The sequence below is a fragment of the Sodalinema gerasimenkoae IPPAS B-353 genome, assembly GCF_009846485.1.
In the GTDB taxonomy this organism is placed as follows: domain Bacteria; phylum Cyanobacteriota; class Cyanobacteriia; order Cyanobacteriales; family Geitlerinemataceae; genus Sodalinema; species Sodalinema gerasimenkoae.
Map to the genome: position 1 here is coordinate 3,877,828 of NZ_ML776472.1, position 23,939 is coordinate 3,901,766.

The following is a 23,939-nucleotide window of genomic DNA, read 5'->3' on the forward strand; positions in this document are numbered from 1 at the left end:
CCCCTCCTAGGAGGGGATGGCGATGTGGGTGAGGTTGGGGCGTGGGGAATTTGGCCCCAACCTCTGGGGACCTCTTGGGGATTAGGCGTTGGCTAGGGCTTTGGCTGCCGTTGCTTGGGGAGAGTCCGCTTCACTGGGGGGAACCACTTGCCAGAATTTGGGCAGGTAGGTGGACCAGTTGTCGAGAATCCGTTGGGCTTTGGCACTGCCACGCTCGGCGTGGGCCTGAATCAGAGACTTCAATTGCTCTTCTCCGGCATCGGTGGATACCCGCTGAATCTTGACGATTTCGGGGTTCACTTTGGCGGGGAATTTGCTGTCTTCATCGAGGAAGTAGGCTAAACCGCCAGTCATTCCAGCCCCGACGTTGCGGCCGACGGGACCGAGGACGACAATCACACCCCCCGTCATGTACTCACAACAGTGGTCGCCGGCCCCTTCGATGACCGCTTGGCCTTTGGAGTTGCGAACCCCAAACCGTTCTCCGGCAGACCCTTGGGCAAATAGGATGCCTCCGGTTGCGCCGTAGAGACAGGTGTTGCCGAGAATTACGTTCTCTTCTGGCTTGAAGGTGGCACCGGCGGCCGGTTGAATCCGCAGTTCTCCACCGTGCATTCCTTTGCCGACATAGTCGTTGGCTTCCCCTTGTAGGCTTAAGACCATTCCGGGTAGGTTGAAGGCCCCGAAACTTTGTCCGGCACTGCCGCTAAAGGTTAGATTCAGTTCTCCTTCAAAGCCGCTATTGCCATATTGCTTGGCAATCACCCCGGAGATGCGCGCGCCGACACAACGGTCTGTGTTGACAATCTCGAAGGTTTTGCTGACAGACCCCTGTTGCTCGATGGCTTGGCTCACCTCAGCATCGGCTAAGATTTGCTCATCTAAGACGGGGCCGTTGCTGTGAACTGGCTGGGGTTGCACCCAGTCGCGATTGTCGGCTTGGGGTAGGTCGATTAAACAGGTGAGATCGATGGCGTGGGGTTTGCTCAGTGTCACCTCCTCCCGGACTTTCAGGAGGTCGGAACGTCCAATCAGCTCATCGAGAGAACGATAGCCTAAACGGGCCAGGAGCGATCGCACCTCTTCGGCGACAAACAGGAAGAAGTTGACCACGTTCTCGGGAATGCCAGGGAAGCGTTTGCGTAAATCTTCCCGTTGCGTGGTCACACCGACGGGGCAGCTATTCATGTGGCACACCCGCGCCATAATGCAGCCTTCGGCAATCATGGCAATAGTTCCGAAGCCATATTCCTGAGCGCCCATGAGGGCAGCCATGAGGACATCCCAACCGGAACGCATCCCTCCGTCAGCCCGCAGAACGACCCGTTCGCGGAGTTGGTTTTCCATTAAGACGCGATGCACTTCCGTCAGGCCCAATTCCCAGGGACTGCCGGCATGTTTAATCGAACTCAGGGGAGAGGCCCCGGTTCCGCCGTCATGACCGGAAATTTGGATGACATCGGCGTTGGCTTTGGCCACCCCAGCGGCGATGGTGCCAATGCCCACGGAGGACACCAGTTTCACTGAGACTCCGGCCTCGGGGTTGATTTGGTGCAGGTCAAAAATCAGTTGCGCCAAATCTTCGATGGAGTAGATGTCATGGTGGGGAGGGGGGGAGATGAGAGGGACGCCGGGTTTAGAACGGCGCAACATGGCGATATATTCGCTGACTTTGCGGCCGGGAAGTTGTCCCCCTTCTCCGGGTTTGGCCCCCTGGGCGACCTTAATCTCGATTTGTTTGGCGTGCATCAGATATTCGGGGGTCACGCCAAAGCGTCCTGAGGCCACCTGTTTGATGGCGGAGGATGCGGTATCGCCGGATTTGAGGCCTTTGAGTTGGGGACGAATGTTGGAGAAGCCGTTTTCGTCCACATCATCGATAATCTTGAAGCGCACGGGATCTTCTCCCCCTTCGCCGGAGTTGGATTTGCCGCCGATGCGGTTCATGGCGATGGCGAGGGTTTCGTGGGCTTCTGGGGAGAGGGCCCCGAGAGACATCCCTCCGGTGCAGAAGCGTTTGAGGATGGCTTCGACGGGTTCGACCTCCTCTAGGGGAATCGAGGGGCGATCGCTGTTGAAGTCCAGTAAGTCCCGCAGGGCGGTCACCGGACGGCTCATCAGGTGATTTTTATAGACCTCGTAATGGTCGTACTGCTTCTCGCGCACGGCTTTATGCAGCACTTTGGTCATTTCGGGGTTGTTGCCGTGGTATTCGCCCCCTTTGCGGTATTGGACGAAGCCGTAGTTTTCTAATTTGGCGACATGGGGGAAGGCCCGTTTGTGGAAACTGAGGACTTCTCGGCCGAGGTCGGCAACGGTCATGCCACCGATGCGGGAGGCGGTTCCTTTCATGCCCAAGTCGAGCACGTCCGCCCCGATACCAATGGCTTCAAAGATTTGTGCCCCTTGGTAACTGGTGAGCAAGGAAATTCCCATTTTGGAGAGAATTTTCAGTAATCCGGCTTCGGCGGCTTTGCGATAGTTCCCTTGCACGTCGGCGAGGGTCATTTCAGGCAGTTTGCCGGATTTCATCAGGGATTGGGTGCGGCTGTCACTGGCCCATTGACGCAGGGTTTCCCAGGTCAGGTAGGGACAGACGGCACTGGCCCCATAGCCAATCAGACAGGCGTATTGATGGGTACTCCAGCATTGGGCGGTATCGACCACCAGGGAGGCTTTCATCCGCAGGCCTCGGGCGATGAGGGAGTGGTGAACAGCGCCCACGGCAAGCAGTGGGGGAATGTAGCTGTTGTCTTCGCCCACGAGACTGGGGTTGCCGTGGCGATCGCAGCGATCGCTGAGGATGAGGATTTCGGCGCCGTCTTGGATGGCGGCAGCGGCTTGCTCACAGAGGGCTTCTACGGCAGGTTTTAGCCCCTCTGCTCCACTATCGAGGTCAAAGAAGGTGGAAAGGGTTACGGTCTTGAGAACGCTGTTACGGATGCCGCTGAGGTCATTTTCTCCGAGGATGGGACTCTCGATGCGTAAGAGGCGATCGGGTCCGGGGGCGGTGTCGAGCAAGTTGCCCCGTCGGCCGAGTTTCATCTCTAGGGACATGACGAGGCCTTCCCGCAGAGGGTCAATGGCGGGGTTAGTGACCTGGGCAAACCGCTGTTTGAAGTAGTCGTAGAGAAGACGGGGTTTGTCCGAGAGGACTGCCAGGGGAATGTCGTCTCCCATGCAGAAAGTGGGTTCTTTGCCATCCCGGGCCATGGGAACCACCACCATATCCACGTCTTCTTTGGTGTAGCCGAAGGCGGTTTGTTGTTGCACAAGGCTCTCGCCATCGACTTGGAAGGGGGAGTCGGTCTCGGCTTGCCCCAAAATCGGTCTAGCGGCAACCCATTCGCCGAAGGGATGTTGGGCGGCTACTTGCCGTTTAACATCCCAGTTTTTCAGGAGTTTGTGGTGTTCGAGGTCAACGGCAACGGTTTCTCCAGGACCGAGACGCCCACTTTCGAGGATGTTGGCGGGGTCGATGGGGACGGTTCCAGCTTCGGAGGAGACGATGACAAAGCCGTCTTTGGTGAGGATGTAGCGGGCGGGCCGTAAGCCGTTGCGATCGAGGGCTGCACCGACGATTTTACCGTCACTGAAGGCCAACAGGGCGGGGCCATCCCAGGCTTCTTGAACGCCGCTGTAGTATTTGTAGAAGTCCAACACTTCCGGATAGGCTTCGAGTTCCGGCTGGTTCATGTAGGCTTCGGGAACCATCAGCATCAGGGCTTCGAGGGGACTGCGCCCGGAACGCACTAACAGTTCCATGACGTTGTCTAGGTTGGCCGAGTCGCTGTTTTCGGCGTGAACCACGGGCAGGAGGGTATCGATGCGATCGCCCCACAGGTCATTCTGGAGGTCCCGGCTACGGGCTTTCATCCAGTTGATGTTCCCGAGGAGGGTATTGATTTCGCCGTTATGACCCAGCAGGCGCATGGGTTGCGCGAGGGGCCAGCGGGGCATGGTGTTGGTGCTGAAGCGGCGGTGATAGACGGCGAAGGCACTGGTGTAGTCGGGGTTTTGCAGGTCTCTGTAGAAGTCTCCCAAGACCGCTGCACGCACCATGGCTTTGTAGACGATGGTGCGGTTGGAGAGGGAGCAGATATAGAAGTTATAGCCCCATTGGATAGCAGGATGGTCGTTTAGGTTTTTGCCAACCAAACGCCGTGCGTAGAAGGTGGCCCGTTCGAGTTCGTCTCCGTCAAGTTCGTTATGGCTGACAATGACTTGCTCGATTTCCGGCTGGAGGGCTTTGGCTTGGGGACCGAGAACGTCAGGATTGACGGGAACTACACGCCAACCGATGATGTTAAATCCAGCTTTTTCTAGGTTTTCGTTGACGACGTCCCGGGCCTCTTGGGCGGTTTCCTCGTCTTGAGGGAGAAAGATCATGGCCACAGCCATCCGCTCACGAACCCCTGGGGTCAGGTTGTTCTCTTGACACCATTGTTCAATCAGGGTCCAAGGAATGGCCATGAGAATCCCTGATCCGTCTCCGGAGTCGTCGTCGGCACTGCATCCACCCCGGTGTTCTAGACAGGAGAGGGCGGCGAGGGCTTTACTGACGATGTCATGGTTGCCCTGTCCGTTCTGTGCGGCAATAAAGCCAACCCCACAAGCGTCCCGCTCTTCGACGAGCCATCGTTGTCCGTCTCGGGGTGCGCTGGCGGCTTGGTTAGGGGTCACGGCTGCGGTGGTTTGCTGGTTTTCGTTGCGGTTTATGCCCATTCGATCCATGTTCGTTCCTCTACGTGATGGGTATTTTAGCTTTTTTCGGGGGTGGGAGATTTTTAGAGATTTGGCTTGACGAGTTGGCTTGGAGATGTGCTCCCAGGCTCTAGGATGGCAATCGTGGGCGATCGTCATCAAAGATCGCAATGTCCCACGGGTGAAGGTGGGACATCTTCAATGGGGGGCGCTCGTGGAGGGATCTGAATCGGAAACGTCGCTACGTCAGCTTGGATGTGCGACTCGCCACAATCGCCTCGGAAAAAGCTAACCATCCCGTTGGAGAGGGGGGTTTCAACAAGAAGCTACTTTGAACGTCAATTCGCTCTTCAAGGCTGTTTTGGGTTGGGAACAACGCCTTCGACCTCATCCCGACAAGGGCCAATCTCGATCACCATTCTGATCTTAGAGCACAAATCTTAGTTGAAAAGACCCCACTCTGGCAACGTACGTAATGGTTTGTTGACGAATTGCCGGGCCGAAAGGCGTTTCAACATCTAGGGGGTCTCTCCAATTTGCCTCAAGTCTGCCTAAAATATACTAATATCGTTGACTGGTAAAAATATCGTGGGCTGAGCTGGCTCTGGGGTCTGACTCATGGGGTTGGCTTGGGGTTGGCTTGGGGTTGGCTTGGCCTCAGCCGGGTTACTGGCTTCTGTTGTTTGCTGTTTTTTGGCTGTGAAATCATGCTTGAGAGTGCTATTGTTGCCTATTGTCATTATCTCTCCTTTATGCTGGCGATCGCCGCCCTGGTGGTGGAACGCTTAAGTCTACAATCTGACCTCAGTTTGGAAAAGGCTCGCCGAATTGTGATTGCGGATGTGGTTTATGGTCTCTCGGCGATTGGGGTCTTGATTACGGGAGTGTTACGAGTTCTTTATTTTGGCAAAGGGGCAGATTACTATCTGGATAATCCTCTATTTTGGACGAAAATCGGCTTGTTTTTGCTGGTTGGTACATTGTCCCTCTATCCGACAGTAACGTTTATTCTGTGGATTAAGGACTTACAAGAGGTGCGAGTGCCATCCTTAAGTCGTGGCAAGTTTCAGGTGTTATCGAGTTTGGTGAGCTTGGAAATTGTTGGGATGTTGCTGATTCCTTTGTTTGCCAGTTTAATGGCTCGTGGAATTGGTCTAGCTTAAGGAAATTCGACTGAGGAATGGGGAGGTGTTAGGGCAAATCTACTAACAGCGATCGCTCCTCGGGGGTGAAGTCTTCGGCTTGTTGGAGTTGACTGCCGAGGAGATCGGCGGTGGCGTCAGCGATGTCACCGCTACGTTGCCTCAGTCGTTGTTCTAACACCTCTAGGGGGGCGTGACAATGGACAATTTGTAGGGGAATCCCGGCGGCTTGCGCTCGCTGATGCACTTTATCTCGCCAACAGCGGCGATCGTATTTGGCATCGAGAATCACAATCCAGCCTAACTCGGCCAGCATACCCCCAAGTTCCCCCAGTCGGCTATAGGTGCGATCGCTCATTTCCCGGCTATAGATGGCTTGGGGGCCCCGTTCCTGGAGGGCCACGCCCGCCAAATGTTTGCGAACGGCGTCGGAACGAATCTGAATGCCACCTAATTCTCGGGCAATCTTCCGGGCCTGGGTACTTTTGCCGGAACCGGATAATCCTGACATCATGATAATGCGCCCGGATTGGCTTTGGGTGTATTCCCAGGCCAGATGATAATACTCAGCGGCGGTGGTGGCGGCGGCTTGTTTCTCTTCTGGGGAGACGGATTCATCGTCGAGGAGGAAGGAGGTGACTTTGGCCCGCACATAGGCTTGACGGCTAAGGTACAGGGGTAAAATACGCAATCCCTGCCAATCGCCGGTTGTTTCGAGATAGGTGTTGAGGAAGGCGTTGCCTAAATCTCGGCGGCCTCTGGCTTGACAATCCATGACGGTGAAGGCCACATCGTACATGACATCTACATAGCGGAAGGCTTGGTTAAATTCAATGCAGTCAAATAGGAGAATGCGATTGCGGTTCCCGCACGCTTCGCGATCGCCCCAGAGGGCAATGTTGCGTAAGTGGAGATCTCCGTGACAATTACGGATTTTGCCCTCTCGAATCCGTTGTTCAAACCAGTCAGGGTGTTCGGCGAAGATGCGATCGCTATAGGCTTTGGTTTCGTCAAATTGTTGTTGACTTTGAGCCCGACCAATATAGGCTTGTGTGTAGCGGTAGTTATCGTCAATGGCTTCGCGAATGGCCGCCACTTCGCCAAATTTGGCAATCTCGTGATTGGTGGGGGCTTGGGCGTGATAGTCGGCTACGATTCGCCCCAACTCTTCCATGTGGCTAAGGGTCAGTTCACCGCGATCGAGTAGGTCTAAAAATAGGTTATCTTTGGGGAACTGACGCATTTTGAGGGCATACTCGACTGGCTCTCCGTCGCCGTTGAGATGAAAGCGATCGCCCTCCTGAGTAATGGGCAATACCGCCAGATAGATTCCCGGTGCGCCCCGCTGATTCAGACGAAGTTCTTCTTGGCAAAAATGCCCCCGCTTCTCGACGGTGGAATAGTTGAAAAAGCCTAAATCGACGGATTTTTTAACTTTATAAACAAACTCCCCGGTTAACAGTACAAAAGAGCCATGAGTTTGTTTAAGTTGAATCGGTTGCGTCACCGGATGGGGGTAAAACTCCGGTTCTTGCATCTGTTGAATCAGTTTCGGGAGAGAAGACATGGAGATTTTAAATAAGAATCAACAAGGGATAAGTTGTGTTTTAAACGGTTTTTATAAAAAAGTTTTTGTGTATTTCAAATAGACAGCTTCATCAATGATTGAGAATAGCAAATTGTAGGAGCGAAGGGCACCTCGACTATTGGCTCGGTGAACACCCTTCGCCCCCACAGCCAGGGAGACGTTATGACGACAGAAGCGAGCGAGTTTCTTCGGGAGTGAGGCGGGGACCGAGGTGGGAGACGATGCGGGCGGAGGCTTTGGAGGCCAGTTTCCCGGCATCGGGGAGACTCATCCCGTGGGTGATGCCATAGAGTAACGCTCCTGCGTACATATCTCCAGCCCCTACGGTGTCGATGGCGTTGACGGGGACCGCATCTAGTTCAATGATAGAGTCTCCATCGAAAATGAGGGACCCTTGAGCGCCTCGGGTGATGGCGAATTGCTTCGTGAGGGTTTTGCAATGGGCGATCGCCTCGTTGATATCTTGCGTGTCGGCCAGTTTCAGGGCTTCGGTTTCATTGCCAAAGAGGAAATCTAGGCCATCGCCAATCATCTCCAATAAGCCCTCTTTGAAGAACGTCACCATATTGGGATCGGAGAGGGAGAGGGAGGTTTTAACACCCGCCTTTTGGGCGATATTTCGGGCTTCAATAGCGGCGGCTTTGCCGGTGGGGGAACTGACGAGATAGCCTTCGATATAGAGATAGTCCGAGTCGGCGATCGCGTCGGGAACTAACTCATCTTTGGAAAACTCGGCGGCGATTCCTAAGTGGGTGTTCATGGTGCGATCGGCATCTGGGGTGACGAAGACGAGACATTTTCCCGTCACGCCGTCGGGGCGATCGTTGGCTTGGATGTTGGTGTCTACGCCGCAGCGTTGCAAGTCTTCGAGATAAAACAGGCCACTCTCATCGTTGGCGACTCGACAGGAGTAGAAACTCTTGCCGCCAAACTGACGAACGGCGATCGCGGTATTGGCCGATGACCCCCCGCAGGCTTTTTTGACTTCATGGGGGGCGAGTTCGTTGACGAGATGATGATGCCGTTCTTCGTCAATTAAGGTCATCACCCCTTTATCAATCTCCAGGCTAGAGAGTTTGGCCTCATCTAACTCAAATTCAAAGTCAACGAGGGCGTTACCGAGGGCGTAAAGGTTGTATTTAGGCATGATAGGGAACAGGGAACAGGGAACAGAAAAGACGTAGGGGCGCGCCCTTGTGGACGCCCTAGGCAATAGGTATTAGGGGAAAGAAGGCATTAGGCTGCGTTGACACGAAAAAACCAGGGAACACCCCTGGTTTTTGGTGGGCAGAACTGCCATGGCGTCATGAAACCAATCTAGTCTTCGCTGGCTTCTTCGAGAGCATCGAGCAGTTTGCTGGCTTCCGATGTCGCACTTCCCTCGTCTTCCGTTTGAGCCACGCGAGGGGCTTGGATGGTCACCAGGAGTAAGTCAGTATCCGTGACTGGGGCAACGCCTTCCGGGAAGGTCACTTCACTTAAGTGCATACTGCCTCCCATTTCTAGGGCGGAGACGTCGATCTCAATGGTTTCAGGGATATTGTCAGGGGCACATTCCACGGCCACCTCGTTCACCTGAGTCTCCAGAATCCCACCATCGCGTTCTACGCCAACGGGTTCACCGATAAAGTGAAGAGGTAAGTCCACCTGGACTGTCGCCTGAGAGGCAATGGAGAAGAAACTGAGGTGATAGGGATAGCCTCTCCAGGGGTGCATTTGCACTTCCCGCAGTAGGGTTTGTCCGCTCCAGCCTCCATCGGCAACGGTGACTTTAATTAGACTATTGGAGACGTTGGGGTCTTTGAGGAGTTGTTGGACGGACTTCTCGTCAACTACCAGTTCTAGGGAGTTGGTTCCATCATGTCCATAGAGGACAGCGGGTACTAATCCTTCTCGTCGTAAGGCTTTGGGTTTACTCCCGTCGGGACGGGATTTACATTCTACAGTCAGTTGCATAATCGTCTGTTGCGGTTATCTACAAACCTTAATTTTAAGCAGCCAAGCGTTTCATTATAACACGTTGGGGGGGAAGGCAAGAGGGGAAGAAGGCAGTAGGCAGTAGGCGGTAGGCAGTAGGGGAAGAAAGCAATGGGCAGGGGCATCCGGGGGGGGATGCCCTTATCTCTGGGTTACTTTTTTACCACTGGGTCGCCGTTGGCATCTAGGAGGGCCCGTTTGGGACCGTGGATGGGATCTTCGACGATGATGGTTTGGTGTCGGCTAGCACCGAGAGACACGATGGCGATGGGAACTTCCATCAGTTCAGCCAGGAATTTGAGATAGTTCAAGGCTTCCGGGGGAAGATCGTCGAGGCTGCGGCACTCTTCGGTACTGGATTGCCAACCGGGGAGAGTTTCGTAAATGGGTTCACAGTTGGCAAATTGACGGGCACTGCTGGGGAAGTCAGTGGTGCGAACGCCATTGATTTCGTAGGCGACGCAAACTTTAATCTCCGGGAGGGTGTCGAGAACGTCGAGTTTGGTGATGGCGAGACAGTCCATGCCGTTGATGCGGACGGCGTAACGGCCAATGACCGCATCAAACCAACCACAGCGACGTTGCCGGCCGGTGGTGGTGCCAAATTCGGCGCCGCGATCGCAGAGGGTGGCCCCAACGCCTTCGGTCATCTCGGTGGGGAATGGCCCTTCTCCGACACGGGTGGTATAGGCTTTGGCAACGCCAATCACTCGGTCAACAATCGTCGGACCTACGCCAGCGCCAATGCAGGCACCTCCGGCAATAGGGTTGGAGGAGGTGACGTAGGGATAGGTTCCGTGATCGAGGTCGAGAAGGGTTCCCTGGGCCCCTTCAAAGAGGATATTGCGACGACGACGGACGGCGTCGTTGATGGATAGGGAGGCATCAATGACATGAGGACGCAGACGCTCGGCATAGTTGAGATAGACGTTGGCCACCTCTTCAGGATCGAGCGGGGGTAAATCATACAGTCGCTCTAAAATTTCGTTTTTCAGAGGAATGGTCCAGGCGAGAATCTCTCGCAAGCTGTCGGCATCCATTAAATCTAGGATGCGCACCCCCGTTCGCTCAGATTTGTCGGCGTAGGTGGGGCCGATGCCTCGCTTGGTGGTGCCAATTTTGTGATTGCCGCGCCGCTCCTCGGAGGCTTGGTCGATCATGCAATGATAGGGCATTGTCACATGGGCAGTTTGGGCGATTTTCAAGTTCTCTGTGGGAACACCGAGTTCTTTGAGGCGATCGAGTTCCTCAATGAGAACCTGAGGGTCAATCACAGTCCCTGAGCCAATAATACATTCGGTCTGGGGGTAGAGGATACCAGACGGGATTAGATGCAGTTTAAAAGTCTTGTCTTTGACAACAACGGTATGTCCAGCATTTACCCCTCCTTGGTAACGTACTACAACATCTGCCGATCGGCTGAGCAGGTCGGTTATCTTGCCTTTTCCTTCGTCGCCCCATTGGGCACCGATTACAACTACGTTAGCCAAGGGTCTTGATTAGGGTTAAGTTTACACAATCCAAAATTATGGATATCAGTTGTAACACTTGTCAACAGTCCTGCCTAAAACTTCGCAATACTTAGCATTGTTTAAATTCCATGACTTTTGCCAATGACCCAACTGCGGCGGAAATAGCGCCCCAGGGAGGATTCGTCGAGGGGTAGATAAATGGGTCGTCCATGGGGGCAGGTGTGAGGATTACGGGTCTGTTGCCAGCGATCGAGGAGTTGCTGCATTTCTTTGAGGGTCAGCAGGGTTCCATTGCGGATGGCACTGCGGCAGGCGGTGGCGACTTGGGCCTCTTGTAGGTTGCCTTGACTGAGTTCTTGGAGGGCATCGGCGCAGTCGTCCCGCTGGGCGAGGGGAATCGGGGCTTGACGCAGGGCCCAGAGTCCGTCTCCGAAGGGGTCAACGGTGATGCCGATCTGGTCTAGGTTCTCGAGTTGCTGGGGACTTAAACCGGAGAGGATGATGGGCGGGTCCAACTCTTGTAAGGCCCAGTCTTGGCAGAGTTGTTCGTAAATGACTCGTTCATGGGCGATGTGTTGTTCGACCAGCCAGAGTCCATCGGGGTGTTCGGCGACGATGTAGGTGCGATTGGCTTGTCCGATTGCCCGTAGGGGCATCAGAGGACGGGAGGAGGGGTCTGTGGAGGGGTCTGTGGAGGAGGGGTTAATCCGATAGTCTCCTGGGCTGTCTTGGACTCGTAGCAGTTGACGGACGCGGGAATGGCCGGAGTTGTCTAGGGAGCCGAGGGCCAGGGCGCGATCGATGGCTTCCCGGAGTTGGGTTTGCCAGTGTTCGGTGTTTTGTAGGTAGATTTCGCTTTTAGCGGGGTGGCGGTTCCAGTCCAGTTGCTCGGGGGGAACTCGCAGATGCAGGAAACAGAGGGGATAGCGGTTGCGGGGGAGCGATCGCGAGAGGGCACTGAGGAGAGTATGTTCGAGGTCGGGGAGATTGACAACGCGCCCGTTGACGGCGAATTTCAGCCAGTCGGCTCGTCCCCGGTGACAGCGATCGGGGCGGCCCAGGAGCAGTTCTAGGGAGGAATTACGGCTGTAATAGACATCCTCACGAGTTACGCCCCGCAGTAATTGGGGGAGAATGTCGCGGGGACTGGGGCCTGGGGTGAGGCTGAACCAGGGTTTGTCGCCTTTGCGGACTTGCCAGCAGACTTGGGGATGGCACAGGGCCAGGTTCTGGAGCATCAGTTGGATGCCCCGTAGTTGTTGGGGGGGGTTGGGTAGGGCATCTCGCCGCTGGGGCCAATGGTGGAACACTTGATGCACCTCGACGATGGTTCCGGGGGCAATGGCGGTAGGGGTGAGGGTTTTAATGTGTCCCTGACGGGTGTAGCAGGCCTGCCAACCGGGATCGTCTCCCTGGCGACTGTAAATGCTCAGTTGGGCGAGTTGGGCCAGGCTATGGAGCGCTTCGCCGCGAAAACCGAGGCTGGTGATTTGGTGCAGGTCGTTAAAATCATGAATTTTGCTGGTGCTGTGGGGGGAGGCGGCCTGTTGTAAGTCGTCGCGACTCATGCCACAGCCATTGTCGGCGACCGAGACAAACCAGTGTTGCGGATTGACGGAAATGGCAATGCGGCTGGCTCCGGCGTCGAGGGCGTTTTCTGCTAATTCACGGACGACAGCGGCCAGGGAGTCGATGACTTCTCCGGCGGCGATCGCATGAACCACCTCAGCCGGTAGGGTGGCAATTTTAGGCATGGTGGGGGAGAAAACGGGCATTATGGAGTGGTTTGGCAGATGTGCAGGGGGGAGACAGGTGAAGCTAGGGGGAGGGGGCGATCGCTCGCCAGGATTCTCAGATTTTTGGGAGACTGACTTGCAATTTTTCCATCTCTGGCTTAGTGTCGTGAAAGTTTCACATGACATCCTGATGAAAAATTAGGATGTGGTGTGAGGTTGTGACTGTTCGGGACGCTCTCGGATTTTAAGTCGAGACGCTCTCAGATAAAATTAACGATAAAATTAACGTTGTCATTCTAAGGGTTTTTAATTATGACTTCAGACACGACCCCCAACGGAGAACAAACCACATCCCCAGATCAGGCTGCGACAGCAGTTGATTCCAAGGGAGGGGAGCTTCAGATCTCTAACTCCCCGGGAAATGCGGGGAATAAGGATCAGTTTAACGAAGTGAAGATGCAAGTCCTCTCGGTCTTATCGGACCTGTTTGGGATTGTGGGTCACTTTTTTTCGGAATATAAAAAGCCCCTAATCAATGTCGCTTTGGTTATGGCGGCACTGGTCACACTCTATTTGACCTTGTCGGTCATTGATGCAATCAACGATATCCCCCTACTGTCGCCGGTGTTTGAGTTGGTTGGGATTGGTTATTCCGGCTGGTTCATCTTCCGTTTCTTACTGACGGCTGAGGCGCGCAAGGAGTTACAAAGCAAGATTGCCAATTTTACGAATCGGGTAACGGGTTCCTAGGTTTGCGAGCTGAATGAGGTTGGCTTCGGCTGTCTGATTTCGCATTTTGCACAGATTGTTTATCAACTCCCCAGAGGGCGGTCATGCGATCGCTCCCTGGGGGTTTAGTTTGTTAGGGGTTAGGTCGTTGCACCGGGGCCCATGCCGATGGTTCCGGCATAAACACCGCGATCGCCCAGTTCACTTTCAATGCGCAGCAAGCGGTTGTATTTCGCAATCCGTTCGCTACGACAGAGGGAACCGGTTTTGATTTGTCCGGCTCGGGTGGCCACGGACAAGTCGGCGATGGTCGTATCCTCGGTTTCCCCAGAACGGTGGCTAATCACTGAGCGGAAGCCATTGCGGGTGGCTAAGTCAATGGTTTCCAGGGTTTCGCTGAGAGAGCCGATTTGGTTGACTTTAATCAGGATCGAGTTCCCGGCTGACCGCTCAATCCCCGTTTTCAGGCGAGTTTTATTCGTGACAAAGAGGTCATCCCCCACCAGTTGACAGCGATGGCCCAGCCGTTCAGTGAGGAGTTTCCAGTTATCCCAATCTTCTTCATGGAGTCCATCCTCAATCGAGACAATGGGATAATTCTCGACTAAGCCAGCGAGGTAGTCGACGAGTTCAGCGGGGGAACGAGTGGCGCCATCATAGGTATATTGACCATCGCTGTAGAACTCACTGGCGGCCACATCCAGGGCGAGGGCCACTTGTTCGCCGGGGGTATAACCGGCCCGTTGGATAGCATCAACGAGGAGTTCAGCGGCAGCGGTGTTGGATTCGAGGTTAGGGGCAAAGCCGCCCTCGTCGCCAACCCCGGTGAGGAGGCCTTTTTCGTCGAGGACTTTACTGAGGGAGGCAAAGACTTCAGACCCCCAGCGTAAGGCTTCTCTGAAAGAGGGTGCGCCAACGGGGACAATCATGTATTCCTGAAAGTCGATGTTGTTGGCGGCGTGTTCTCCCCCGTTGATGACGTTCATCATGGGAACGGGGAGGAGATTCGCCAGGGGACCGCCTAAGTAGCGGTAAAGGGGGATATCGAGGGCACAGGCGCAGGCGTGAGCGTTAGCCAGGGAGACGGCGAGGATGGCGTTGGCCCCAAGGTTGGCTTTGTTGTCGGAACCGTCGCGATAGAGCATGGCTCCATCCACTTCGAGTTGGTTGAGAGCATCGACTTTGCCCACGAGTTCCGGGGCGATTTTGTCGATGATGTTTTCGACGGCTCGGAGGACACCTTTGCCGTTGTAGCGTTTGGGGTCGCCATCACGGAGTTCATGGGCTTCAAAGGTTCCGGTGGATGCACCGCTGGGGACTTTGGCTACACCGATGGCACCACCGGCGAGGCGAACTTCGGCTTCTACGGTGGGCCGTCCTCGGGAGTCGAGGATTTCCCAGGCTTCAATGGCTTCGATGCTGGTGTCAGATACAAACATAAGCGTGCTTCTCTAGTAACAACAGGGCGAGTGAGTATGAGTCGCCACGGGCTTGATTCACCCCAAATATCATACGGTGCATGGGGGGGGTGTTTTGCCCCGTTGGGGATTTCCTGACAATACAATTTTGGCGATGGGGGCGATCGCGCTTAAGGTTGAGGAAGGTTGGGGAGGGCTAGAGGTTCTGCTTGAGGTCTTCGACGGTGACCCCGGCGTTAATAAGAATATTTCTTAGAGTTCCTAAGCGCAGGGGTTGGGAATGGATAGGAACGGTGCAGGAGCGGGTATCCGTTTTCTCTAAGCGGGCGTGACTTCCTCGGGTATGTTTATAGGTGAATCCCATCTTTTTAAGGGATTTAATGACATCTTTTCCCGAGACTTGAGGCATTTCCGAAAACATGATTCGATGAATTATCGTTTCACTTTCATTATCGTCATCTTCGATGGATTTTATAGATTCTTCAAGTTCTTCTAATTGCTGGATTCTGTCTTTTAAATGAATTTGATAGCCAAAAGATTCATTATTTTGTTGTTCGAGCAGAGCAATTGTCCCCTTGAGGCTCTCAATTTCGGTTTTTAGGCTTTGTATCTCTTGGTTTAAAAATTCACTTTGCTCAACAGCTAGAATTTCAAAAGTTTCATTATACTCAGTACGCTCATCAACATCTCTTTTGAGCTTGGAATTTTCCTGAAGAAGTTGTAGTTCGCGCTTTTCTGCTTGCTGTTGACTATGTTGTAACTCGTTTCGGGAAGATTCTAGGGCTTGTTTAAGGGTGCTATTATCAAGCTGTTGAGAAAGTTTGGCTTGGAGTTTTTGATATTGCTCTTGGGCAAGGTTGCGATCGCGGGTTAACTCAGCAATGATCTGATTCAGAGTTTCTGTTTCTGCCTGGGCTTCTAGGGCACTCTCTTGGGTCAGTTCTAAGTCATGACGTAATTGTTCTAAAATCTGAGTCCGTTCTTGACGTTTGCGTTCCTGGTCTTGTTGATGTTGTTTGAGTTCAGTGATTTTACGTTCTCGTTCCTCAATGAGTTCTTGAGCCTCCGTTTGCGAGTCGATGGCAGCTTTTAGGTCAGCCTCTAAGGTTTCTAAGGTTTGTTGGCGTTCTTGTTCTTGGTCTTGCAACTCTTTTAATTGCTGCTCATAGTCGGCGATCGACCCTTGAAGGTTTTGGGTTAACTGCTGCTGTTGTTGGCGATAGGACTCAAGTTCTGAGCGGACGCTTTCCCGTTCTTCTAGGAGTTGCGGAATTTTATCAAGTTCTTGTTGGAGTTGTTGTTTGAGGAATTGTGCATCCTCCTCAAGTTCTTGGCGCTGTTTGCGTTGGGAGTATAAGATTAGCTCAATAATTACCCAAGTCATCGTGCCACCGACTAAGAAAAATAGGGTGGTGACAAAGTAGATAAATCTTGACCCTTCTAGGTTGCTGGGATTGCGTAGCCAACTCCAGTAATCTTGCAGGAATTGTGACGGTTGTCCTCGTAGATAATAGACTCGTCCAATCACCTCTCCGGGATTGGTTTGTCCGGTGGGGACGGGGTAGCGATCGCGGGAACTCTCATAAGACCATTCGGCAAAGCGAGGAGGTGGATCTCGCAACACATCAAAGGGAGCGTTTGCCAAGTCTTCTACTGTTGGCGAGGTTCTCATGGAAGAGGCTGCCGGGGCAAAATAGGTAATCGTCTGTTCAGGACAGTTGGGAGTCTCGCGGCGGCAATCGGTCATGACTAAGCCAAAAAATCCGTAGTGACTCTCTAGGGTTCGTTGAATTTCTGCGGATTCCCCCTCGATGAGGAGATAGGAGAGTTTGCTGGGTAGGGTATGGGTTAAGAGATTGAAATCCACCGTTTGCACGGAGAAGATGGTTCCCTGCCAATAGTTGCGATGATTCGTCCAATTGAAGATGCTAGCAATGCCGAAAGCCGTGAGGGAAATCAGTCCCAGGCGACCGAGGCTATGGAGGAGGAGACGACGATGGCGGCGCAGAAACGTGAAGGTCATCGGAAAGGATAAAGTCTGAAGGCTGCTGGTATCTCATTATACGGTGGAGGTTTCAGGGCCATGGCGCATCGGTTTCCCGAATGTTCAGTCCCACTGGAGCTATCCTAGAGAAAGGAATCACACGTGCAGATGCTAACGATAGATGTCAGATAAACTTTTATTGGTCGATGATGAACCCGGACTGCGGGAAGCGGTCCAAGCCTATCTCTCCCAAAGTGGCTTTACGGTGGACGTGGCCACCAATGGCCAGGAGGGATGGGAAAGACTTCAGCAGGATATCCCTGATTTAGTCGTCACCGATATCATGATGCCGGAGGTCGACGGCTACCAACTCCTCAAGCAAATGCGGGAAGACCCTCGCCTCAAGTCCATTCCCGTGGTGTTTTTGACGGCCCGGGGGATGACGAGCGATCGCATCCAAGGCTATCAGGCCCGCTGTGATGCGTATATCTCCAAACCCTTCGACCCCGATGAACTGGTGGCGGTGGTGGAAAACCTGCTGGCCCGTCGTTCTAATGCAACGGAAGGCTTGGAGGACGGCGAAACCCCAGATATCGCCACCCTGGCCCGACAAATCCAAGAAATTAAGGAACTGCTCACCCACAAAAGTGCCATTCCCCAGAAAAGTGATCCGGTGCAGATTGACTTAACGCCTCGGGAGGAGAGTGTGTTGGAACTGGTGGCCCAAGGGTTGATGAATAAGGAAATCGCCAGTCGCCTCGAAACCAGTGTCCGCAATGTGGAGAAGTATGTGAGTCGTCTCTTTAGCAAAACCGGAACGAACAGCCGCACGGAGTTGGTTCGCTATGCGTTAGAGAATGGTTTGACGGATTAGGTAATCAGGTCATGCTAAGGTTCAAAAGTTGTACCACAGATGGCTGTCGTAAGGGAATCCACTCTTAACTTCACCCGGTCAGGGATGGCTTCAGGGCGAACAGCTGTTCGCCCCTACAGCAAGGGACATTTTTTGCCATGACGTTTCCTGACCACCCTGAACGCTGAAAAGCCTAAATGATTGACTCCACTTCCTATTAATTAAGTTGAATCAAGCTACCATTTATTTTTATTATTGAGGGAGTGGTGATGCTAATTCCAAGTTCATTAATTTCAATTGTACCAGTTTTAGACTCTAGTTTTATCCCTTGCAGCGCCTGAACATTTAAATTTCCCAAAGATGAAACTTGAATCGATTTTTCTGAATCATCAACTTGAATCTTTTGCCCATTTTTGGTCTCAACGGTAATCGAGTTTTCTGTATCATCAATACTGATTTTGTTTCCCGAATTAGTAGAGATTGTAATACCTGAGTGACTGGAACCTTTATCTTCTTCAATGAACTGAATTTGGTGGCCGCTCGTGGTTTTGATGCTTCGGAGTCGGACTTTACCATCCACCACGGAATTATCAATCTCTTCTGAAGGGGAGTCCACACCGTTCCAAACACTACCTAGAATGTAAGGACGATGAATATCTCCATGTTCAAAAGCAACTAAGACTTCATCATCAATTTCTGGGAGCCAATCTAACCCTCGCTTTGAACCAGCCCCAGTGCCGACTACCCTCGCCCATTGACTTTCATGGTCTTCAGTTAAACTAGGAAATTTAACCTTGCAACGATTTAAGCCCTCTGGGTCACTGTTATTGGTGACAATTCCAATAATACAAGTCTGGGATGGCAGTAATCGATGGGATGATGTTAGAGTGCTCAGAAGATTGCTATCCCGTAATCCTCGAATACTAAATTCAGTCTCATAAAGACTTTCAAAATAGTTGTGCTGTGTTTCGGTCACATAATATTTTCCGTTGTGACTTCCCATATTTTCTAATTCAATAATTCGACCCGGGCGAATAGCTGTATTACCTTCGGCTTTCGCATCAGCATAAATGAATTGACCACTGAGTTCATCAAACAAGGCTTGAGCCATCACATTGGCTTCTTTCGGGGATGAAACGGGACGATCCACAATTCGCATGATTGGATTTTTCGGTTGTCCCTTGAAGGGACTACTAAACTCACTCCCTCGACCGTTGTCTGTTTCCGTTAAGACTTCTGAGTGACTGACTCTTGAGATGATGGGCTTTTTAGATTTATAATCCCACGCCCGAACTTCGACTTCTTTGACTTGTTCGGCGCTCGTAATTCGAATTCGAAAACTACTGATATCTTTAAGCCATTTTAGTTTTAAAGTTTGCTCTTCTCTAGGCTTCTTGAAATTGAGTTTTCCATTGCTTACAAATAATTCAAATCCTAAACTCGCCGCTCGGCCTCTCAAAAATTCCATATTGGTTTGATTCTGCTGAAAGAGGTAATCATGGGATTCTCCACTACTATCGATTATACCTAGGTTAATTCCCGCTTCCTTGGCAATTTTTTTAACGACATCACTATCTGTCATATTTTGAAATGATCGATTCCAACGTCCCCGATGAAGACGATGAGAAACGTCATAGCCCCGAATGACAATTGGGGCTTGGGATTGCTCGGTGAAGTGGGTCTCTATCGCGGTAATTTCTCCCTCAAAAATATAACCTCCATTGTCCTCTTGAGTCGATAGGTACTGATTTCCTTCTTCTTGAAAACCAATTTTAATTTCTTTGCCAATCTCCATCATATCTTGATGTTTCCAGCTTGGCTCCTCTTGTCCACTTGGAAAGTAGTCATTTCTAATGACAATAACAAACATAGATGGGGCGTGGAGACTTTCTTCAATCGAAACTTGTAAAATGTCTTCAATCAAGGTGATTGAGGCGGGAACACCATTGATTTTTAACTGAAGTTTGCAATGAGTAGACATAGTTTTTTAGTCCTTTTTAAATAACCGGCTCGTGGCTTGTTTTTATGATGGGGTTAACCGAGCTGGAATTTTTATTGATTTTGCTCACATTCGATTCATTCGAGATTCAATACTATCTTTGTTTCTGAGTTCTGAGGGAACCTGTTGGGATGAATTGCCTCCACCTGCTCCGGCAGAAAATGGGTTCATCATAGGAAATGACTCGTCAGCCTCTTTTAAGGTCAAGCTGTCAATATGCGCCCGAACGGGTGTGCCATCTGATAGAAACATGGTCAGCTTATAGTTGAGTTGTTCCAGAAAGCATCGTCTTAAAAATACTTTGTTTCCCCAGACAAAACTATAAATAGGTGGATGCTGTGTTCCGGGAGCAAACTGAACTGCCTTTTCTAAGGCTTCGATGTATTCACTGACGACGTTTTTGTTGCTCTCATAAGTATCAAACACAATATTGCTGATGGTGAGAGTGACGGGATTTATATTGGAAAAACTGGTTTTTGATTTTCCGGATTCTTCGTCTCTAGAACCCGGATTATCAGCAATTTCCATGGTCATATCAAAAGTTAGCTCTGTAGGGTTAAACATAAACTGAATGGTGGGGACGTTATCGTCAGGAATTAGTTTGGCTTTTTGGAGTTGTGACATGGGGTTTATCAGTGAAAGCTATAAATAATAGGGAAAACTGGAATTTGTTGTTTGGGTCTTGATTTGGGTTATCGCATGAGTCGTTCTGTTAATGTTTCTAGTCTGTTGCTTAAGTGATGATAAACGTTCTGGGTTAATTGATGAAAGATTCGACTAGACTGAATGTCATAGGTTAAGGATTCAAATAGAACCTTATCTTTTTGGCGAAGCCTCCCCTTATGATATGCTAGCCTGGAACGGGTCTTGATGTCTATCCAGACTGAGCCTTGAGAGGGCGTGATACCGGCTTTTTCTCGCTCTAATATCAATCGCTGACGAAGGGCAATATATACTTTTTCCGCCAAGATACTAATTTGACTCTCTTCAATTTCAATGTCTTCAGCGGTTTTGATATGCTAATACTTTTTCCGCCAAGATACTAATTTGACTCTCTTCAATTTCAATGTCTTCAGCGGTTTTGATATGCTTGGAGTCATCTTCAGGGGACTCGGTTGGGTCGGAGGGGCGAGAACCACTGACGTCTGGTCTGGGTGCTTCAGTGTTATTCTGGTTGACTAACTGGTTCTCAGGTTGTGGCTCTGACTGGGCGATACGCTCAAGACTCTCGACCAGGCTTTCCCAGGGGAAGGTCAGGGGTTCGTCCTGGTTAACTGGCTGAGCAACTTGGGGGTTGCCATCATCATTTAGATTGATCAAATCTTCAAGGTTCGCCCAAGATGATACGGATGGATTGTTCAGAGCTGCCAATTCGTTGGCTTTGTTGGAGGCTGTAATGTCCGATTCATCAGGGATGCTAGTCCTCTCATCTTGGAGATAGGATGATAGGTCAAATTTGGAGGGTTGGACAAGAGGCTGGATGGTAGGGATACCTGAAGGCTTCTGGTCTAACTCCTGAGGTTGAGCTTGAATTGGAGGCTCATGGGTTAAGGAAGATAACTCATCTGTCTGCGTTGAGGGTGAGGCCTTAGGGCTTATGGTTGAGTCGATGTCAGGCTCCTCTAGCTCCTCTAGTCCCATGTCTCCTGTTTTGGTTTGAATCAAAGAAGTTTGGGGGGTTGGGTCTGATGCTTGAGGATGACTCGGTGGTAAGGGAGAGTCGCTCGGATCTGGCTCGGCGGTGAGCTGAATGTTAGGGGCTTGTTGTTTAGGAGAGATTGGCCCCTCCTCAGAGATGGGGTCCAGCTGTTTGTCAACTGGCTCCTGGGGATGGCTTGCAAGTTGTTCTGACTCTAGCTCTTGGGATTGGAGGACAGGGTTGGCATCTACGGCAGAGTCTGACCTAGATTCTAGGTCAGATGTCTTTGGGGAGATGGAGGGTGAGGGACTGGGTAAGTTCCTGTTAGTCCCGGATTCTTTAGCTCTAATCTCAGGTGGGGAGTTGGATGGGGTAGGATCTTGGCTGGGGTCTTTGATGGGAGCTTTAGCTGTTGGCTCTAGAGTCTCTGTGGTCTCTTTGGCGGGTAGGGTAACGTTACGGGCCTGGACAACGGAAGGATGGGGGTTTGGAGTGTCCAGATCTTGGCTTGGCTCCTCTTTGGCTTGGAGGTTGGACAGGTTCTCTGTAGCTTGGGATGGCGTTTGGCGGTCGAGAGCAATTTCGGGGTCGGATGTGGGCTCGTCAGGGCGGGTTTGCAGGATGTTGGCTTCCGGCTCGGGGTCGGATTTCTCTGTGCTGGGGAGATTCGGGGACGTTGGGGATGAGTCGCTTTCAGTTTGAATTGAGTCGGGAGTTGAGCGAGGAGCGGCTCTGTCCGAGAGATCTGATGAATCTGATGAGTTAGTGTCAAGGGTTGATGAGGGTTGGCTGTCTGGGGAAATGATGTCTGGGGCGATGGTCTGAGGACTTGGGGAGGGTGAGGGGTCGGAGTCTAAGTCAGAGGAGATGGGTTCTGTTTCAGGACTGGGGTGGGGTGCTGGAGTCGAGGGATCTGACGAGCCAGCCGAGGGGAGTTGGCTCTCCTGGATGATAACGGAGTCGGATTGACTGTTGGATTGAGGTGGAGCTGAAGGCGGGGTTGGCTGTTTGGGCTGGTTGGATGGTGGCTCGGACGCTGTGGGCCGATCGCCCCCGGATTCGAGAGTGGTTGACGATGGCGGTTCGGACTCCTGTTGAGGGGACGCAGTTTGTAGTTGAACGGAATCCTGAACGGAATCCTTTGTCGTTACGTCAGGGAGGGAGCGATCGCCCGGATAGGTCTGAAGGGCAGGGGATGCTGGCTGACTGTCCTCAGAGATGGACTGGCTCGGGTCTTGGGACTCTGAGGGGTCGGGCTGGTTTTGTATCTGGGGTTGAAGGGTCTCGCTGGGACTGGTGGGGTCTGAGGTGGGGTCTGAGGTGCTGTTGGGGCTGGCTTGGACTAGCTCTGGGTTGGGGGAGTCTGAGGGCTTGGGTTGGTTTAATATGCCTTGACGGTCTGTTGTGGGTTGGACCGATTCCGTAGCAGCCGTTTGGGGAGCAGGAGTGTCTGAGGGGGGGGAGTCTGTGAGGAATGGCTGTTTTTGAATCCTTGGACTGGACTCAGGAGGCGGTGATCCCTGTGATTTAGTTTGGACTAGGGATTCTGGTCCTTGCGGCAAGGCGGGGGGTGTTGGCTGTGCTGAGTTAGAGGAGGAGGTCTTTGAGGCTGGCGGGATGGAAAAGAGGGGAACGGGAGCGACCGATGGGGACTCGGTGGATGGGGACTCGGTGTTAAGGGCCCTAGCACTCTCTTGAATGAGCGGGTTCACCAGGGAGGCTCGGGGAGGAACCATCGCCCGATCGCCCTGGAGGAGTTTTTGGGAGGTAATAGGCTCTAGGGGAGGGTCTGAGGGGCTAGGGGTTGGAGCATTAGCACCCGCCGGACGAGGGGAGTCTGAGGGGGAGACTCTCTCTGAAGCCGGGACGGGTGGACGGCTTGGGTTGGGGATGGCATCTGAAGGAATTCCCCCATTTCCTGCGGGCCTTCCTTGGGCGAAGTTAGGGAAGTTGTCGAACATCTCGCTCCAGTCCACTTCGCTGAGATCCAATCCGCTGAGATCCAAAAGTAATTGTTGCGACGTTTGACCCAACGATTGGGACTGACCTAAGGGTGTCCGATGTACGAGTCGGGAGGTAACCCCCAAGCCGGTCTGTTGTCCTAATGGTTTATGTTGTAACATCAGGCGTCAGGTTAGCTAAAATATCCGGCGTTATCCCGCTGATTCGGTAGGGACATGGAACCTCCTTGAAAGTCTTTGGAGACTTTTAAGCCCTCATAGGCCAGGCTTAGCTCTTCAATGGCGACTCCTTCGGCATCGGCTTGGAGTCCGGGGGCGACCCATTTCACGGGAATTGCGGCTTGGAGTTCCCAGGACTGCATGGTTTCTCCGGCTTGGTTAAAGACGAGAATTGTAACGTTACGGCGTTCGGGGCGTTGGGTTTCTAGGGTTTTTGAGATCCAGCTCCAAAAGGTTAGATCATTGGTGAGTCCCCGTTTTAAGGTCACTTCAGTGAACTGGGCTTGTCCGATTAACAGACGCTGCTGGTCATTGAGACCCCCCTCGGCATGAGGCTCCACGGGGATTTCTACCCCTAAACCGGAACATTCTGTAAAACAGGCTGTGATACTACTATCGATTTCAACGTAAAAGCGATTGGCGAGAACATAGTTGAGGGCATGATGGGTCAGACGTTCTTCTGCTGACCGCGGACTTCCGTTCACCCGAGACTGACTGCCATTTCCGTTGTACACCAT

The 23,939-nt window shown here is 52.3% G+C and carries 15 protein-coding genes; 3 read left to right on the top strand and 12 right to left on the bottom strand.

Going from position 1 to position 23,939, the window contains the following annotated elements; translation table 11 throughout:
* Positions 1-81: 81 nt before the first annotated feature.
* Positions 82-4,734, bottom strand: coding sequence for a glutamate synthase large subunit (gene gltB / locus L855_RS16825; protein ID WP_219729932.1), 4,653 nt, complete (start codon positions 4,732-4,734; stop codon positions 82-84).
* A 677-nt stretch (positions 4,735-5,411) separates the two neighbouring features.
* Between gltB and L855_RS16830 the strand changes: the two genes are divergently transcribed.
* Positions 5,412-5,867 carry a DUF2214 family protein gene (locus L855_RS16830; protein WP_159789954.1) on the top strand — a complete coding sequence of 152 codons (456 nt, stop codon included), beginning with the start codon at positions 5,412-5,414 and terminating at the stop codon, positions 5,865-5,867.
* 28 nt (positions 5,868-5,895) lie between these two features.
* Here the strand turns inward: L855_RS16830 and L855_RS16835 are convergent, their stop codons facing one another.
* The 5 genes from L855_RS16835 to mutL all read right to left on the bottom strand — a co-directional run bounded on the left by L855_RS16835 (position 5,896) and on the right by mutL (position 12,637).
* Positions 5,896-7,413 carry a bifunctional aminoglycoside phosphotransferase/ATP-binding protein gene (locus L855_RS16835; protein ID WP_219729933.1) on the bottom strand — a complete coding sequence of 506 codons (1,518 nt, stop codon included), beginning with the start codon at positions 7,411-7,413 and terminating at the stop codon, positions 5,896-5,898.
* Positions 7,414-7,594: 181 nt separating this feature from the next.
* Positions 7,595-8,581: an adenosine kinase gene (locus L855_RS16840; RefSeq protein WP_192925042.1), complete on the bottom strand. Its 987-nt coding sequence runs from the start codon at positions 8,579-8,581 to the stop codon at positions 7,595-7,597.
* Positions 8,582-8,751: 170 nt separating this feature from the next.
* Positions 8,752-9,390: a 50S ribosomal protein L25/general stress protein Ctc gene (locus L855_RS16845; RefSeq protein ID WP_159789956.1), complete on the bottom strand. Its 639-nt coding sequence runs from the start codon at positions 9,388-9,390 to the stop codon at positions 8,752-8,754.
* Positions 9,391-9,563: 173 nt separating this feature from the next.
* Positions 9,564-10,901, bottom strand: coding sequence for an adenylosuccinate synthase (locus L855_RS16850; protein ID WP_159789958.1), 1,338 nt, complete (start codon positions 10,899-10,901; stop codon positions 9,564-9,566).
* A 101-nt stretch (positions 10,902-11,002) separates the two neighbouring features.
* Complete coding sequence (mutL, locus tag L855_RS16855) at positions 11,003-12,637, bottom strand: DNA mismatch repair endonuclease MutL (RefSeq protein WP_159789960.1); 1,635 nt, start codon at positions 12,635-12,637, stop codon at positions 11,003-11,005.
* A 294-nt stretch (positions 12,638-12,931) separates the two neighbouring features.
* Here mutL and L855_RS16860 point away from each other — a divergent pair, with 294 nt between their 5' ends.
* The gene (locus L855_RS16860) at positions 12,932-13,369 is read left to right on the top strand and encodes a CAAD domain-containing protein (protein WP_159789962.1); all 438 of its coding nucleotides are present in this window, start codon (positions 12,932-12,934) and stop codon (positions 13,367-13,369) included.
* Between the two features lie 119 nt (positions 13,370-13,488).
* Here L855_RS16860 and eno read toward each other — a convergent pair whose 3' ends face one another.
* Positions 13,489-14,787 carry a phosphopyruvate hydratase gene (eno, locus tag L855_RS16865; RefSeq protein WP_159789964.1) on the bottom strand — a complete coding sequence of 433 codons (1,299 nt, stop codon included), beginning with the start codon at positions 14,785-14,787 and terminating at the stop codon, positions 13,489-13,491.
* 175 nt (positions 14,788-14,962) lie between these two features.
* Entirely contained in the window at positions 14,963-16,789 is a 1,827-nt protein-coding gene (locus L855_RS16870) for a type II toxin-antitoxin system HicA family toxin (RefSeq protein WP_159789966.1), read from the bottom strand.
* Positions 16,790-16,931: 142 nt separating this feature from the next.
* Here L855_RS16870 and L855_RS16875 point away from each other — a divergent pair, with 142 nt between their 5' ends.
* The gene (locus L855_RS16875; RefSeq protein WP_159789968.1) at positions 16,932-17,624 is read left to right on the top strand and encodes a response regulator transcription factor; all 693 of its coding nucleotides are present in this window, start codon (positions 16,932-16,934) and stop codon (positions 17,622-17,624) included.
* A 196-nt stretch (positions 17,625-17,820) separates the two neighbouring features.
* On the opposite strand, the gene L855_RS16880 is transcribed toward L855_RS16875, so the two are convergent.
* The 4 genes from L855_RS16880 to L855_RS16895 form a co-directional block, all read right to left on the bottom strand.
* On the bottom strand, positions 17,821-19,584 hold the full coding sequence (locus L855_RS16880; protein WP_159789970.1) for a VgrG-related protein: 1,764 nt from the start codon (positions 19,582-19,584) through the stop codon (positions 17,821-17,823).
* 84 nt (positions 19,585-19,668) lie between these two features.
* A complete protein-coding gene (locus L855_RS16885) occupies positions 19,669-20,226 on the bottom strand; it encodes a CIS tube protein (RefSeq protein ID WP_192925043.1) in 558 nt (185 codons plus the stop codon).
* Between the two features lie 378 nt (positions 20,227-20,604).
* A complete protein-coding gene (locus L855_RS16890; protein WP_159789972.1) occupies positions 20,605-23,364 on the bottom strand; it encodes a hypothetical protein in 2,760 nt (919 codons plus the stop codon).
* A gap of 11 nt (positions 23,365-23,375) precedes the next feature.
* Positions 23,376-23,939, bottom strand: a complete 564-nt coding sequence (locus L855_RS16895) for a phage tail protein (RefSeq protein ID WP_159789974.1) — start codon at positions 23,937-23,939, stop codon at positions 23,376-23,378.